The sequence below is a fragment of the Aquimarina atlantica genome (assembly GCF_000626715.1).
Taxonomy (GTDB): Bacteria; Bacteroidota; Bacteroidia; order Flavobacteriales; family Flavobacteriaceae; genus Aquimarina; species Aquimarina atlantica.
Map to the genome: position 1 here is coordinate 133,153 of NZ_AQRA01000006.1, position 14,615 is coordinate 147,767.

The 14,615-nt window shown below is 32.1% G+C and carries 13 protein-coding genes and 4 tRNA genes; 16 read left to right on the forward strand and 1 reads right to left on the reverse strand.

The window, feature by feature from the left end; genetic code table 11:
* Positions 1 to 86 precede the first annotated feature (86 nt).
* Positions 87 to 1,448 carry a pyridoxal-phosphate dependent enzyme gene (locus ATO12_RS14185; protein WP_034242819.1) on the forward strand — a complete coding sequence of 454 codons (1,362 nt, stop codon included), beginning with the start codon at positions 87 to 89 and terminating at the stop codon, positions 1,446 to 1,448.
* A gap of 146 nt (positions 1,449 to 1,594) precedes the next feature.
* Complete coding sequence (locus ATO12_RS14190) at positions 1,595 to 2,575, forward strand: helix-turn-helix domain-containing protein (RefSeq protein WP_034242820.1); 981 nt, start codon at positions 1,595 to 1,597, stop codon at positions 2,573 to 2,575.
* Positions 2,576 to 2,943: 368 nt separating this feature from the next.
* Here the strand turns inward: ATO12_RS14190 and ATO12_RS14195 are convergent, their stop codons facing one another.
* Positions 2,944 to 3,798 (reverse strand): peroxiredoxin family protein, encoded by an 855-nt coding sequence (locus tag ATO12_RS14195; RefSeq protein WP_034242821.1) that lies wholly within the window; start codon positions 3,796 to 3,798, stop codon positions 2,944 to 2,946.
* A 195-nt stretch (positions 3,799 to 3,993) separates the two neighbouring features.
* Here ATO12_RS14195 and ATO12_RS14200 point away from each other — a divergent pair, with 195 nt between their 5' ends.
* The 14 genes from ATO12_RS14200 (at position 3,994) to ATO12_RS14265 (ending at position 14,611) form a co-directional block, all read left to right on the forward strand.
* Entirely contained in the window at positions 3,994 to 5,286 is a 1,293-nt protein-coding gene (locus tag ATO12_RS14200) for a DUF2851 family protein (RefSeq protein ID WP_034243520.1), read from the forward strand.
* Positions 5,287 to 5,303: 17 nt separating this feature from the next.
* Positions 5,304 to 5,525, forward strand: a complete 222-nt coding sequence (locus ATO12_RS26475; protein ID WP_034242822.1) for a PspC family transcriptional regulator — start codon at positions 5,304 to 5,306, stop codon at positions 5,523 to 5,525.
* On the forward strand, positions 5,522 to 6,538 hold the full coding sequence (locus ATO12_RS14210) for a potassium channel family protein (protein ID WP_034242823.1): 1,017 nt from the start codon (positions 5,522 to 5,524) through the stop codon (positions 6,536 to 6,538). The genes ATO12_RS26475 and ATO12_RS14210 overlap by 4 nt, the downstream gene beginning before the upstream one ends.
* 99 nt (positions 6,539 to 6,637) lie before the next feature.
* Positions 6,638 to 8,239 (forward strand): alanine/glycine:cation symporter family protein, encoded by a 1,602-nt coding sequence (locus ATO12_RS14215; RefSeq protein WP_034242824.1) that lies wholly within the window; start codon positions 6,638 to 6,640, stop codon positions 8,237 to 8,239.
* Between the two features lie 13 nt (positions 8,240 to 8,252).
* Positions 8,253 to 9,131: a ComEA family DNA-binding protein gene (locus tag ATO12_RS14220; protein ID WP_034242825.1), complete on the forward strand. Its 879-nt coding sequence runs from the start codon at positions 8,253 to 8,255 to the stop codon at positions 9,129 to 9,131.
* Between the two features lie 148 nt (positions 9,132 to 9,279).
* The gene (locus ATO12_RS14225) at positions 9,280 to 10,446 is read left to right on the forward strand and encodes an acyl-CoA dehydrogenase family protein (RefSeq protein WP_034242827.1); all 1,167 of its coding nucleotides are present in this window, start codon (positions 9,280 to 9,282) and stop codon (positions 10,444 to 10,446) included.
* 252 nt (positions 10,447 to 10,698) lie between these two features.
* Positions 10,699 to 12,078, forward strand: coding sequence for an alpha-amylase (locus ATO12_RS14230; protein ID WP_034242828.1), 1,380 nt, complete (start codon positions 10,699 to 10,701; stop codon positions 12,076 to 12,078).
* Between the two features lie 88 nt (positions 12,079 to 12,166).
* A complete protein-coding gene (gene rpsU / locus ATO12_RS14235; RefSeq protein ID WP_034242830.1) occupies positions 12,167 to 12,361 on the forward strand; it encodes a 30S ribosomal protein S21 in 195 nt (64 codons plus the stop codon).
* A 126-nt stretch (positions 12,362 to 12,487) separates the two neighbouring features.
* Positions 12,488 to 13,378, forward strand: coding sequence for a tyrosine-type recombinase/integrase (locus ATO12_RS14240; protein WP_034242832.1), 891 nt, complete (start codon positions 12,488 to 12,490; stop codon positions 13,376 to 13,378).
* A 68-nt stretch (positions 13,379 to 13,446) separates the two neighbouring features.
* Positions 13,447 to 13,749 carry a ribosome hibernation-promoting factor, HPF/YfiA family gene (gene hpf / locus ATO12_RS14245; protein ID WP_025665924.1) on the forward strand — a complete coding sequence of 101 codons (303 nt, stop codon included), beginning with the start codon at positions 13,447 to 13,449 and terminating at the stop codon, positions 13,747 to 13,749.
* Positions 13,750 to 13,850: 101 nt separating this feature from the next.
* Positions 13,851 to 13,924: transfer RNA gene (locus tag ATO12_RS14250), tRNA-Thr, on the forward strand.
* Between the two features lie 129 nt (positions 13,925 to 14,053).
* Positions 14,054 to 14,135: transfer RNA gene (locus ATO12_RS14255), tRNA-Tyr, on the forward strand.
* A gap of 101 nt (positions 14,136 to 14,236) precedes the next feature.
* Positions 14,237 to 14,309 (forward strand) — tRNA-Gly (locus ATO12_RS14260).
* Positions 14,310 to 14,539: 230 nt separating this feature from the next.
* Positions 14,540 to 14,611 (forward strand) — tRNA-Thr (locus ATO12_RS14265).
* The last annotated feature ends 4 nt before the right edge of the window (positions 14,612 to 14,615 follow it).

Sequence of the window (14,615 nt, forward strand, 5' to 3'; positions counted from 1 at the left end):
ATTCTCTCTTTTAAAATTGCCAATCGATAATCTAGGTCGTATCTTTGCCATGTTGAAATACCCTATAGGGGTGTAAATTATAACGAGTGGAATACGCAAAAAACATACTAGAAACTATAGGGAACACACCATTAGTCCAATTAAATACATTGGTTAAAGATATAGACGCTTTGGTGTTGGCTAAATATGAAACTTTTAACCCAGGGAATTCTGTAAAGGATCGAATGGCTTTAAAAATGATAGAAGATGCAGAAGCAGATGGTCGATTGCAGCCAGGAGGAACCATTATAGAAGGTACATCAGGAAATACAGGAATGGGATTAGCGTTAGTAGCTATTATAAAAGGGTATAAACTGATTTGTGTAATGGCAGATAAGCAATCTAAGGAAAAAATGGATATCCTTAGGGCAGTAGGCGCAAAAGTGATGGTTTGTCCAACTAATGTCGAACCTGATGACCCAAGATCGTATTATTCGGTTTCTAAGAGATTGGCAGAAGAAACTCCAAATTCCTGGTATGTTAACCAGTATGATAATCCTTCGAATGCAAAAGCACACTATGAAAGCACAGGCCCCGAAATCTGGAAACAAACAGATGGTAAAATAACACATTTTATTGTTGGAGTAGGTACTGGAGGTACAATATCTGGTGCAGGAAAATATCTAAAAGAAAAAAATCCAAATATTAAAATCTGGGGAATAGATACCTATGGTTCTGTTTTTAAGAAATACCATGAAACCGGGATTTTTGATGAAAACGAAATTTATTCATACATCACAGAAGGTATTGGAGAAGATATTCTGCCAAAAAATGTAGATTTTTCGGTTATTGATGGATTTACCAAAGTGACCGATAAAGACGCTGCGGTTTATACTCAAAAACTTGCGAAAGAAGAAGGAATGTTTTTAGGTAATAGTGCCGGAGCGGCTATAAAAGGATTACTTCAATTAAACGAACATTTTACCAAAGATGATGTTGTAGTCGTTTTATTTCACGACCATGGTAGTAGATATGTAGGGAAAATGTTTAATGATGATTGGATGCGAGAAAGAGGTTTTCTGGATGAGGAAGTATATACAGCCGATGATTTAGTAAAGAATCATATAGAAAAACCATTAGTTACTGTTAAGACAGAAGAATTGGTATCACATGCTATAGAGCGTATGCGTAAATTTAAAATTTCGCAAATACCAGTAGTTGATAGTGATGGATTTGTTGGTTCTGTTGATGAAAGTGCACTTTTTACTGCTTTTTTAGATGATAAAAATACAGGTAGTACACCAATCAAAGATGTTATGAAAGATTCCTTTCCGATTGTAAACGCTAAAACTTCACTTGATGAGATATCTAAGCTTATTAAAAATGGAAGTTCTGCAGTTTTAGTTGAGTTAGAAAACGGAAAACACCACATCATAACAAAGTATGATGTTATTAGTCATATAAAATAAATTCTTATATTTAAATAATAATTCTCCCCCTCTATTAGCTTTTTTGTAAGCTAATAAAGGGGTTGTTTTTGTGTTTATTTATTTTTTTTAGCTACCAGGAATACATCTACATGAGCTAAAAAAGATAGGTGTAAAATGATGGTGGTATGTGTAAATATTTGTTTGATTTTTCTGATATAGACAAACTAAGTGACTATTTTAGATCACAACTCAGTCCAAATAGTTCTACTGATCGAATTTATTTCCCTCCAGAGATTGGAGAAGGGTATTTGTTGTATTATAAAATATCTCCAGAAGTCTTTCTTATTATAAACAATTATAAAGCTAATACAGATATTGAATATATTAGACGACCCATCGATGAAAAAGATATTATACTTCATTTTAGAAAATATGCTTTAGACCATCAATTAGAAGAAGACCAGATTATAAGCCAATATTCTGATAGTTATACTCCAGGAAATATGAGATGTATGGATGCTCGACAAGGAGAACAAGTTTTTATTACAAAAGGAGCAGAAGTGAAATCTACTATGATTGTATTAAAAAGCTCATATACCAAACCTTTTTTTTTAAAGAATAACGATATGGCAGAAAAACTTGATAATTATATTCGTTATTCTCACCAACATATTAATAAATTTTATCTTTCGTATAAGCAATCGAGTCTTTTTGATCAAATTGTACAACCTGATGTAGATAAGGTAGAGAATTACCTTTATTTTATTGCCAGAGGTGTTCGACTATTAGAAACTTTTTGGAAAGATGTATTAAGATGGGAAACAGAAAGCAATCCTTTTAGTATCAATTGCGGGCAAGTGGGTAATATTTATAAGGTAAGTGATTACCTCAAGAATAATCTTAAAGAACCTTTTGTTGGAGTTGATCAATTGGCAGCTATGGCACATATGAGTCGTACGAATTTTTTTAATATGTTTAAAGAAATTCATAACCAAACTCCTTTAGAGTTTTTTAATAATAAAAGACTAGAAATTTCATACAATATGATTATTGGAGAAGGCTTATCCATACGTGAAGTGATGGATACACTTAATTATTCTAATTCTTCAAAATTTAAAAAAGCCTTTTTTAATAAGTTTGATATCTACCCAGATATGAATACATAAAATGTACAAACTCAGACTTTCCTACTTTTTTGGATATGTATAAAAATAAAGATGGTCGCCAAAAATGGCAACCATCAATAACCTAACACAAACTCAACTTAGCTTAGGGTTTTGTAATCTTAATATTTTTAGAATGAATTAATTTTCCCTTTAATTCATAACAAAGTAAAGAAATGAATTTGTGCTTAAGTTTTCCATTAATACATAAAATCTTACCAATAGTACATTTTTGTAAGGAATTAACTTGATTTTAAGAATATTAAGTAGTAATCGTACTATTTAAAAGGAGTTAGTTCTGTGTTTTTTGTGTTTATAGCAACTTTTACCTTCTTTTTTTTGGGGGTACTAACTAATGTTAGTCTTTTGAACTAAAGACTTTGTTGATCAATAATTTTTAAAAATATTTCTGGTTCTGGTCGTACCCTATAATTATTAGTAAGGTCTGCGAAGATTATTTTTCCCTCCTTATTAGTTATGATTACAGTTGGCATTACAGTATCACTGTCATATCCTAATATTTGGAAACCCATGGGGAGACCATTTTTTGAGAAAATTTGTAATTGCTTAGCAACTTTGTTTCCTTGATCCACCAAATAATTAAAATTTAATCCAAATTTCTTTGCTAGAGATTTAGTATGCTTATGAGGTTGAGGACTAATAAGAACTATATTTATATTTCTTTTTTCAAGTTCTTTATATTGTAAAGCAATTTCTTTGATCTGTGCCATGCATAATGGGCACCAGTTTCCGCGATAGAATAGAAAAATTGATGGATTTCCTATAAATTTAGAAGTGTGTATATTATTTTTTTCTGAATCCTGTAATTCGAGTTCTGGTAACCGATCGCCTACTTTAATCACTGTATTTTTTTCTCTATCCTTAAAAGTAGAATACCATCTTATATATAAGATCCATCCTAAAAATAAACCAACCCCTGGTAGAGATCCGTTTAAATCTTGTTCGATAACACCACCATATAGAAGACTAATTAAAAAACCAATGGCAATAGGTAGTGTATATTTTTTTAGGTTAGCATCAGTTCTTGCAACGGGTTTTACAAAGAATAAGCCAAAGAGTGTTACAATAGAAAGCGAAATAATTAACCTTCCTATATACCTATACGATACTCCATGATCAATAAGATGTATAACACTGTCAATAGCAAAGTAAAGAGCAATTACTGGGAAAACAGAAATAAAAATAGACTTTAAAATATTAGTCATTTATATATAGATTTAAAAAGTAGTCAATGTTATTCAATAGAACTTACAGGATTTTAATAAATTTTAGTAATTTCATCATCTAAATTTTAGAAAAGCTATTCTTCTTATTTTCTATCCTACCCGAAATATTTAGTAGCTAATACCACCTGTTTGCTTACAGGTAGGTCTGATAATTATAAACAATATATAGAATATATGACTGAGGATTTTTTACAATACCTTTGGAAATATAAAAAATTTGGGTTTGTAGATCTAAGAACAACAAGGCATGAGGAGCTTATACTTCAGCAAGTGGGGACGCACAACATAGAAAGCTCTGGACCCGATTTTTTTGATGCAAGACTTATTATCCAAGGGCAGAAATGGGCAGGGAACGTTGAAGTGCATATCAGATCAAGTGATTGGTATGTTCATAACCATGAGAATGACCCTGCATATGATAATGTGATTCTTCATGTAGTTTGGGAAGATGATGTAGAAGTTTACAGAAAAGATAACTCGATTATACCAACATTACAACTTAAAGAATACATAAGAGAAGAACTATTAATTCGTTATAAAAAACTCTTTGATAAAAGCGCTCAACAATGGATTAGTTGTGATAGACAGCTCCCCGAAGTTTCACGTTTTATGTTATCAAATTGGCAAGAAAGATTGTATTTAGAGCGACTAGAGAAAAAATCGACCTTAATTTTAAAACTTCTAAATGACTCTGCAAATAATTGGGAAGCTGTGTTGTTTAAGCTATTGTCTAAAAATTTTGGTCTAAAAACAAATGGAGCAGCTTTTTTTAGCCTGGCAAATTCAATAGATTTTGTAGTGCTTAGAAAATGTAGAGGTCAACTAGAAGAATTAGAAGCCTTATTTTTTGGTCAGGCAGGCTTCTTAGAGGTTGATATAGAAGGAGAGTATTTCAACACCTTGAAAAGAGAATATCAATTTTTGAAAAATAAATATCAATTAAGTACCGGTAGAGTAGAACCATTTCATTTTTTTAGATTACGACCACCCAATTTTCCAACGATACGATTGGCGCAATTGGCAATATTATATTTTGAAAACCACCAACTCTTCAGTAAAGTAATTAACAGTAATAAAATTGAAGATTTTTATGCTCTTTTCGCTGTAGAAACCAGCAAATTTTGGCAAAACCATTATACTTTTGAAAAAGAATCAAAAACAAGTAAGAAAAAATTAACCAAAGCATTTATAGACTTGCTACTGATTAATACAATTATTCCTATAAAATTTGTATATGCTAGAAGTGTAGGACAAAATCCCGAAGAAGATATTTTTGAATTAATTACTAAATTACCTTTTGAAAAAAATAGCATTATTAGCAATTTTACAGACTTAAATGTGCCAATTGAAAATGCAATGCACTCTCAAGCTATGATTCAACTCAAAAACACATACTGTGATCAAAAAGCATGTTTAAAATGTGCAATCGGGAATTATTTATTAAATGGTGAAGAGAATTTAGGATAATATAATTATTTTGCGATATGCTTTATAATCTAAGACAATTTTTAGAACGTAACGGATTTTATGTTTCCTCTAGGTTAGCCGATAGGTTAGGGATGCGAGCAAAAAATGTTCGTTTATTCTTTATTTATTTAACCTTCGCCACTGTAGGGTTAGGTTTTGTAATATACATTAACCTGGCATTTTGGTTAAAATTAAAAGATTTGGTTTATACTAAACGAACTTCAGTATTTGACCTATGAAAAAGATCTATAGATGGGGAATGCCAAAAATATATATTGCATTAATTTTATTAATTATAGTAACTGCAATTGGTGTATTAGGATTTCGGTTTTTTTCTGACTATTCTTGGGTAGATGCCTTATATATGACAGTTATTACTTTATCTACTGTGGGCTTTGGAGAAGTTCAACCGTTAGATGATAATGCAAAGTTATTTACTGTATTCCTTATCTCGACCAGTGTGGCCATATTTGCATACTCTGTATCAGTAATAACAGAATATATTGTAAGCAAAAATGATCCTAAAAGACTTCAATATCGAAAAACACAAAAAATGATACATCATATTGAGAATCATATTATTATAATTGGTTATGGCCGTAATGGTAAACAAGCTGCTGCCAAATTGTTAGCATATAATAAACCATTTATCATTATCGAAAAAGACGAAGCAGTAATAGAAAGGTATCAAAATGAAAACCTGTTTTTTCTAAAAGGTAATGCCACAGAAGATGAAGTATTAATAGAAGCAGGTATTAAGAGAGCTGCTTGTTTAATATGCACATTACCAGAAGATGCAGATAACTTGTTTATTGTACTTTCTGCAAGACAAATTAATAAAGGACTCAAAATAATTAGTAGAGCTTCGCAAGATACTTCTTATAAGAAAATACGATTAGCCGGTGCAGATAATGTTATTATGCCGGATCGTATTGGTGGGGATCATATGGCGTCATTAGTAGTGGTGCCCGATTTAATAGAATTTTTAGATAACCTTTCTATTGTAGGTAAAAGATCTATAAATATCGAAGAGATTTCTTTTGAAGATATGTTTGATGATAAAATAGAAAGAACTATTCTTGATATCGATATGAGATCCAGAACAGGATGTACCATTATAGGTTATAAATCGCCCGAGGGAGAATATATTGTGAACCCAGAAGCTAATACCTTATTAAAACCAAGTTCTAAGATTGTAGTTTTAGGTCGTCCAGAGCAAATTAATCTTTTAAATAAGGAGTTCGATATTTGAGAATTAGAAACATTTAACATCTAAAAAAATTGTAAACAAGTGTTTTTTTTACCATCTTGCTCACTTCTTAACAATTAAATTCAATTAATTCACAAAATCATGAAGAGAATTCTTCTTTCACTTTTAGCACTTACCATTCCATTTTTTACATTCGCACAAGAGGTCACAGAAAAGGGGCTTGATCAGAAAATCGATGAAGGTTTTAAACCTGTATCCGATTTTTTCTCTGCGGTAATTTTCTTTGAAGTTTTTGAAGGTGCTCCGTTCGTTATTATATTATTAGTATTAAGTGCATTGTTTTTTACATTGTATTTTGGTTTTCCTAATATAAGATATTTTGGAAAAGCTATTAATGTAGTACGAGGAAAATATGATGATGTTGAAGGGCATAGCTTAGGAGATCCATCGGCTGCGGTAGACGGAGATATAAGAGATACTATACGTGATGAGTCTAAAGAAGGAGAGGTTAGTCATTTTCAAGCATTGGCAACAGCAGTTTCGGGTACTGTGGGTAATGGTAATATTGCGGGGGTAGCCTTGGCAATTGCACTTGGAGGACCAGGCGCTACATTTTGGATGATTATTTGCGGATTATTAGGAATGTCTACCAAGTTTGTAGAATGTACTCTTGGAGTTCAGTATAGAGATGTAGGAGAAGATGGTACTGTGTATGGAGGCCCTATGTATTACCTAAGTAAAGGATTGAAAGAAAGAGGATTTAAAGTTCTAGGAAAAGTTGCAGCAGTTATATTTGCTATATTTTGTATAGGAGGATCTTTTGGTGGCGGTAATGCAGCACAATCTAATCAAGCTACTGTTGTTTTAAAGGAGCTTTTAGAACTACAAAGCACAGGAGCAGGTTTTTGGATTGGAGTTATTTTAGCAATTCTTGTAGGAATTATTATTATAGGAGGAATTAAAAGAATTGCTTCGGTAACAGAAAAAGTAGTTCCTTTTATGGCTATCTTATACTTGTTAGCTTGTTTATATATAATTTTCGGTAATTTTTCATTGGTCGATGATGCAATAGGCTTGATTATTAGCGAAGCTTTTAACCCAACAGCTATTGGAGTAGGAAGTATTATAGGAGTTCTATTAGTGGGTTTTAAAAGAGCTGCATTTTCTAATGAGGCAGGAGCAGGTTCTGCATCTATTGCGCATTCTGCGGTAAAAACCAAATATTCTGCCAGTGAAGGACTTGTTGCTTTGCTAGAGCCTTTTATCGATACTGTAGTGATATGTACGATGACAGCATTAGTAATTATTATTTTCAATTTTGGTGGTGCATTTGAGTATGGAGGAGATGGTTCTGGAGCTGTTTTTATTGATGGAGTACCTTATGAAGGTGCAGGGATAACTTCTATGGCTTTTGCAAAATATATACCTTACTCTAATGTGTTTTTAACCATTGCAGTAGTATTATTTGCGGTTTCAACCATGATTTCATGGTCATATTATGGTTTACAGTCCTGGAAATTCTTGTTCGGTAGAGGTAAAGCTGCTGATTTAACGTATAAGCTATTATTTTTAACCTTCGTAATAATTGGAGCAGCAGCTAGTATGAGTTCTATTTGGGCATTCTCTGATGCAATGATTTTTGCAATGGTATTCCCAAATATGATAGGATTGTTCTTCTTGTTCCCAATAGTTAAAAAACAACTATCTAGATATTTTGAGGCAATAAAAGCATCAAAAAGCTAAAAAAATATTCTTTATGAATTATAAAAAATCCCATTTCGAAATACACTCACGTTTTCGAAATGGGATTTTTCTTTTATCAATTATCCTATTTGCTGCGCTTATAGCATATTATTTTTACCCAAAGTCTTTCTCTCAACAGTATAGTTTTGCAGAGTTAACCTCTTTTCAACAACAGATAGACTCGCTTAAGAGTATCGCCGAACAACAAAAAAAACAATATCGTCTACAACCTTTTAACCCAAATTTTATCTCAGACCATAAAGGATATACACTAGGACTTTCTACAAGTGAGCTAGATCGACTTCATGCATACAGAAATGATAATAAATGGATCAATTCTATTGCGGATTTTAAAAAAGTAACTCAGGTTTCTGATTCGGTTCTTTCGGTTATATCTCCTTTATTTAAATTCCCTGCATGGACAAAAAAGAGTAATAAAGAGGGGACAAGGAAATATGCTAAGAAGAAATTTCCAATTAAATCGTATGATCAAAAAAAAGATTTGAACACAGTTTCTAGAGAAGAACTAGAGCAAAGTATTGGCCTACCCGATTTTGTTGCAGATAGAATAATCAAATATAGAAATAGTATAGGAGGTTTTACTCTCGATATTCAACTTGAAGATGTTTACGGTCTATATGATAATCAGAAAGATAAAATTTTATCTATGTTTACGGTTAAGACACCAAAAAAGATAAAAAAAATAAATGTCAATACGGCGTCAGTCAATGAGTTAGTAGAAATACCATATTTTGATTTTGAAATGGCGTTGGATATTAAAGAATTTATTGAAGACAATGGGAATATCTTAAACTTTAACGAATTAGAAGAAATTGAGGGTTTTTCTCTCAAAAAAATAGATAGAATAAAGTTATATTTGACATTGAATTAAGAATCATTAAAAAATTGCTACGAATTTTGATAAATCATTAAAATAATAACTGATTCATAAACCCATTTTATGGATTTAGGTTTTATTGTATTGAGGAAGTAATCATTATATGTAGTAATATGTTAACTAAAAAAAAGAAGGTTGTCATATGAATAGTATGTATTTTACAGAAGAACACGAATTATTTAGACAAAGTCTCAAGGAATTTCTGAAAAAAGAAGTAACTCCACACATAGACAAATGGGAAAAAAGTGGAGATATTGATCGATTTATCTGGGAGAAGTTTGGTGAAATGGGGTACTTTGGAATTGCATATCCAGAAGAATACGGTGGGCTAGATCTCGACCTGTTTTATACTGTAATACTTTTAGAAGAACTGCAAAAAATTAATTCTGGTGGTTTTGCTGCTGCTATATGGGCACATGCATATTTGGCGATGACACATTTAAATAAAGAAGGAGATCATAGAATTAAAGAAATGTATTTAAAGCCTAGTATATCTGGTGAGAAAATAGGATGCTTAGGTATTACAGAACCTTTTGGAGGTTCTGATGTTGCAGGAATGAGAACCACAGCAGTAAAAGAAGGAGATCATTATGTAATTAATGGATCTAAAACCTTTATTACTAATGGTGTTTATAGTGATTATCTGGTTATTGCCGCAAAAACAAATCCCGAGTTGGGAAATAAAGGAATAAGTATCTTTGTTGTTGATAGAGATACTCCCGGAATTTCTGCTACCAAATTAGAAAAATTAGGATGGAAAGCTTCTGATACCGGAGAAATTGCTTTTGATAATGTGAAAATTCCAGCGAATAATTTGATGGGAGAAGAAAACAAAGGATTCTCATATATAATGCAGCATTTTGCTTTAGAAAGATTGATAATGGGAGTTAATGCGCATGCCCGAACAGAGTATGCATTAGAATATGTTATACAATATATGTCAGAGCGAGAAGCTTTTGGAAAAACAATTGATAAATTTCAGGCACTAAGACATACCGTTGCAGATATTGCCAGTGAAGTAGAAATGTGTAAAGAATTTAATTATTCTGTAGCTAAGCGACTTAACGATGGGAAATATGTGGTTAAAGAAGCTAGTATGTCGAAGTTGATTTCTACCAAAATTGCCGATGAAGCAATATATAAATGTCTACAACTATTAGGAGGTTATGGGTATATGGAAGAGTACCCAATGGCAAGACTATTTAGAGATAGTCGATTAGGGCCAATAGGAGGTGGAACTTCTGAGATATTAAGAGAAGTAATTGCTAAGATTGTAATTGATAAAAAAGAATATAAAGCAGCAACGTGATCATATAGATTTTTTACATAAAATTTTATATATCAAAACCTCGAGGAAATCTCGAGGTTTTTTTATGAATTCTAAATTCTCCTAAGAACTAAAAAAATTGGTTACATTTTCTGATTCTTTGTTTTTTACTAGTAAAAAACAATAAAGTTTAAAGTTTTATCAACACGCAAACGTTTGCGTGAGATTTCAAACGTTTTCGGGTTTTATAAAATCCCTAATTTGATGAAAATTTAACACAAACATTAGTTAATTATGAGAATCAACACATTTTTTTATGGACTTATTACTATAACGTTTTTGCTTGTAAGTTGTAGTAAAGATGAGATTTTAGAAGAGAGAACTCCTGAATCTGCGGACATACAGCAAGAGGTTTCTTCAAAAGCACTAAAACAAATAGGAACGGGGGTAATGATGCAAGCTTTTTACTGGGATGTTCCTGCAGGAGGTACCTGGTGGAATGTTGTAAAAGGAAAAGTAAGCGGTTGGAGTAATGCAGGTATAGATGCTATTTGGTTACCGCCTGTTAGTAAAGCAATGAATGGAGGACTATCAATGGGATATGACCCCTTTGATTATTATGACTTTGGTGAGTATAACCAAATGGGAAGTACTGAAACCAGATTTGGTTCGCGCTCAGAATTAACCAGTTTAATTACAACGGCACATAATAATAGTCTAAGTGTAATTGCAGATATTGTAATTAATCACAATAGTGGAGGAGATTCTGAAGCTAATATTTTTACTAATTCTAATACTTATACGGATTATAATCCCCTGTCTGGTCTGTTCGAAAGAACTCAGTATGATTTTCATCCAAATGATTATCATAATAATGATTCGGGTGTTTTTGGAGGTTTTGCAGATATGTGTCACCACAAAAGCTATGTGCAGGATTGGTTGTGGAAAAAATCTAATTCTGTAGCAAAGTATTATAAAAATACTATGAAGTTTGATGGTTGGAGGTTTGATTATGTAAAAGGATTCGAACCATGGGTTCCAAAAGAATTTAGGAATGCAGTAGGAGGATTTGCTGTGGGAGAGTATTGGGATGGAAATGTAAATACATTAAAGTGGTGGACCGATCAGGCGCAGATGTCTGCATTTGATTTTGGATGTTATTACAAAATGAGAGATGCTTTTATGGGTAATAATCTTAATGCGCTTAACGGAGATATGCTATGGAAAAGAAGTCCAACAAGGGCAGTTACTTTTGTAGCTAATCATGATACCGATGAGATTATTAATAACAAAATACTTGCTTATGCATATATTTTGACTCATGAAGGATACCCCGCGATTTTTTATAGAGATTATGAACACTGGTTAGATAAAAATAAAATGAATAATCTAATTTGGATTCATAACAATCTTGCAGGAGGAAATACAACAAACCTTTGGACAGATAATGATGAATATATTGCTAGGAGAAACGGAGGAAGCGGAAAAAATGGTTTAGTGGTGTATATTAATAATTCAGATTCATGGCAGGAAAGATGGATCCAAACCAATTGGTCAAACAAGAAAATTAAAGATTATACCGGTCATTCGGGATGGGAACCAACTACCCAGGGAGGTAAATGGGTTAAAATTCAGGCACCCCCAAAAGGCTATTCTGTTTGGTCTTTGAAATAATATTAAATATTATTGAAGAAAACTTTGTGGATAATAGTTTTGTATTATCTTTGCACCCTAATTATTTCTAAAGAAAGGAGGTGCCACTATGTTAATTATACCAGTTAAAGACGGAGAAAATATAGATAGAGCGTTAAAACGTTTTAAAAGAAAATTTGATCGAACAGGAACGATGCGTCAGCTTCGTAAGCGTCAAGCGTTTACAAAACCTTCTGTTGAAAGAAGAGCGCAGATTCAAAAAGCGCAATATATTCAGCACTTAAGAGATCAAGAAGAAATTTAAAGATAAATAACGCTGTCTTTATAATGTTTCTTTGTGAAAAGAAGCTAGACTGCCGTTTTTTCAGTATAAATTTTAACCGTTAGGATAATAAAAGTTTTATACTTTTGTTTTCTAACGGTTTTTTTTATGTTTATTTCTGAGTTTATAGAGTACTTACTTCACGAAAAAAATTATTCTAAGCACACAGTAACGGCCTATAAAGCAGATTTGTTGTCTTTTTTAGAGTTTTATCAAATAGAATATGATACTTCTAAGATAGCTGATGCAAACTATGCGCAGATTCGTTCCTGGATTGTGAGTCTTGTTAACGATGGTGTTTCTAATCGAACGATTAATAGAAAGGTGTCTTCTCTTAAGACATATTATAAATTTCTACTTAAGTCAGAACAAATAGATAAGAATCCTCTGGCAAAACATCAAGCTTTAAAAGCGCCTAAAAAACTTCAAATACCATTTTCTACACAAGAGGTAGAAGACGTTTTGAAAGATTTAAGAGATGATCGGGATTTCGAAAGCGTTAGGGATAGGTTGATTGTAGAGCTTTTTTATGCTACAGGAATAAGAAGAATTGAATTGGTAAATCTTAAACTATCAGATGTAGATCTAAACCAGAAGCAAATAAAAGTTTTGGGTAAACGTAATAAAGAAAGATACTTACCGCTTCTTTCATCGGTTTGTGATACATTAAGCTTGTATTTAACTGTTAGATCTGATTTAATTATGGAGCAAGAATCTTCTTTTTTGCTTTTGACAAAAAAAGGAGTTAAAATCTATGAAACACTTGTATATCGCGTTATAAATAGTTATTTTAGTAAGGCATCTTCAAAAGTAAAAAAGAGTCCGCATATTTTAAGACATTCTTTTGCGACACATTTACTAAATGAAGGGGCAAATCTAAATGCTGTAAAAGAATTGCTTGGCCATTCCAGTTTAGCTGCTACCCAGATATATACTCATCATAGTGTAGCTCAGTTAACAAAAGTATATAAACAATCTCATCCAAGGAATAAAAAATAAAGGTGAGTTGTTAGCTTGTCAATCTTTTTAGCTTAAAATTTTGTTCAATCTAATTAAACTAACAACCTATGAAAGTGAACTTGCAGTCCGTAAATTTTAATGTAGATCAAAAGTTGGTGAATTTTACTCAAACTAAATTGGATAAGTTAGAAACTCATTTTAATCGAATAATTCATGCAGATGTATTTTTGAAAGTTATGAATACAAGTAGTAAAGAAAATAAAATTACGGAAATTTTATTAAGTGTGCCGGGAGACGAATTTATGATAAAAAAAATTAATAAATCCTTTGAAGAAGGTGTAGATGAGTGTGTTAGTTCGTTAGAAAGACAACTTAGAAAACGTAAAGAAAAATTAAATGCACATGTTTGACTATTTTTTTTGAAAAATAGTTTTGTGAAAGAAATAAATTCTATACATTTGCAGTCCGTTAGAAATAGCGGACTTTTTTATGTTCTAAAACATGGTGAAAAGCCGATGTAGCTCAGCTGGCTAGAGCAGCTGATTTGTAATCAGCAGGTCGTGGGTTCGAGTCCCTCCATCGGCTCTTAAAAAGCAATTTTTTTAAATAAAAAATAAAGCTTTTTAAATAGAATTTTGAATTGTAAAATAAATGATTATTTTTGCGCTCTCAAAATTCAATAAGTTCATTTTAAAATATTGAATTTTTTTAATCGGGGAGATACTCAAGCGGCCAACGAGGGCAGACTGTAAATCTGCTGACTATGTCTTCGCAGGTTCGAATCCTGCTCTCCCCACATAATTTTAAAATAAACATCAATTTGATTTGTCTAGATGTTTTTTTAAAAGAAGTTAAAAATAAAATTCTGTTCTGATAATTTTTAATTCAGAACTAAAAGCGGGAGTAGCTCAGTTGGTAGAGCGTCAGCCTTCCAAGCTGAATGTCGCCAGTTCGAACCTGGTCTCCCGCTCTAAGAATTTTCTTTACATTCAAACAATTTTGTTTGGCTGGTAAAAGAAAGTAGGGTGAAAAGCCTGTGTAGAGAGTAGAGCCTGTTTTTTTTGAGGTTTTCAGCTCTAAAATAGAGCAAATCTTAATTGTAAAGTTAGGATTGGATTTTTAACATAAATGTAATGATTGATCGGATTTCTTTCTTATAGTATTGAAAGTGCTCTGATTTGTCATTATACTTATTAAAAAGCCGGTGTAGCTCAGGGGTAGAGCGTTTCCTTGGTAAGGAAGAGGTCACGAGTTCAAATCTCGTCATTGGCTCTAG

Excerpts from the sequence above, each read along its gene's own strand:
- rpsU (WP_034242830.1), top strand. The coding sequence starts at position 12,167 with ATGTTAATTATACCAGTTAAAGACGGAGAAAATATAGATAGAGCGTTA.
- ATO12_RS26475 (WP_034242822.1), top strand. The coding sequence starts at position 5,304 with ATGCTTTATAATCTAAGACAATTTTTAGAACGTAACGGATTTTATGTT.
- ATO12_RS14225 (WP_034242827.1), top strand. The coding sequence starts at position 9,280 with ATGAATAGTATGTATTTTACAGAAGAACACGAATTATTTAGACAAAGT.
- hpf (WP_025665924.1), top strand. The coding sequence starts at position 13,447 with ATGAAAGTGAACTTGCAGTCCGTAAATTTTAATGTAGATCAAAAGTTG.
- ATO12_RS14215 (WP_034242824.1), top strand. The coding sequence starts at position 6,638 with ATGAAGAGAATTCTTCTTTCACTTTTAGCACTTACCATTCCATTTTTT.
- ATO12_RS14190 (WP_034242820.1), top strand. The coding sequence starts at position 1,595 with ATGTGTAAATATTTGTTTGATTTTTCTGATATAGACAAACTAAGTGAC.
- ATO12_RS14195 (WP_034242821.1), bottom strand. The coding sequence starts at position 3,798 with ATGACTAATATTTTAAAGTCTATTTTTATTTCTGTTTTCCCAGTAATT.
- ATO12_RS14200 (WP_034243520.1), top strand. The coding sequence starts at position 3,994 with ATGACTGAGGATTTTTTACAATACCTTTGGAAATATAAAAAATTTGGG.
- ATO12_RS14230 (WP_034242828.1), top strand. The coding sequence starts at position 10,699 with ATGAGAATCAACACATTTTTTTATGGACTTATTACTATAACGTTTTTG.
- ATO12_RS14210 (WP_034242823.1), top strand. The coding sequence starts at position 5,522 with ATGAAAAAGATCTATAGATGGGGAATGCCAAAAATATATATTGCATTA.
- ATO12_RS14240 (WP_034242832.1), top strand. The coding sequence starts at position 12,488 with ATGTTTATTTCTGAGTTTATAGAGTACTTACTTCACGAAAAAAATTAT.
- ATO12_RS14220 (WP_034242825.1), top strand. The coding sequence starts at position 8,253 with ATGAATTATAAAAAATCCCATTTCGAAATACACTCACGTTTTCGAAAT.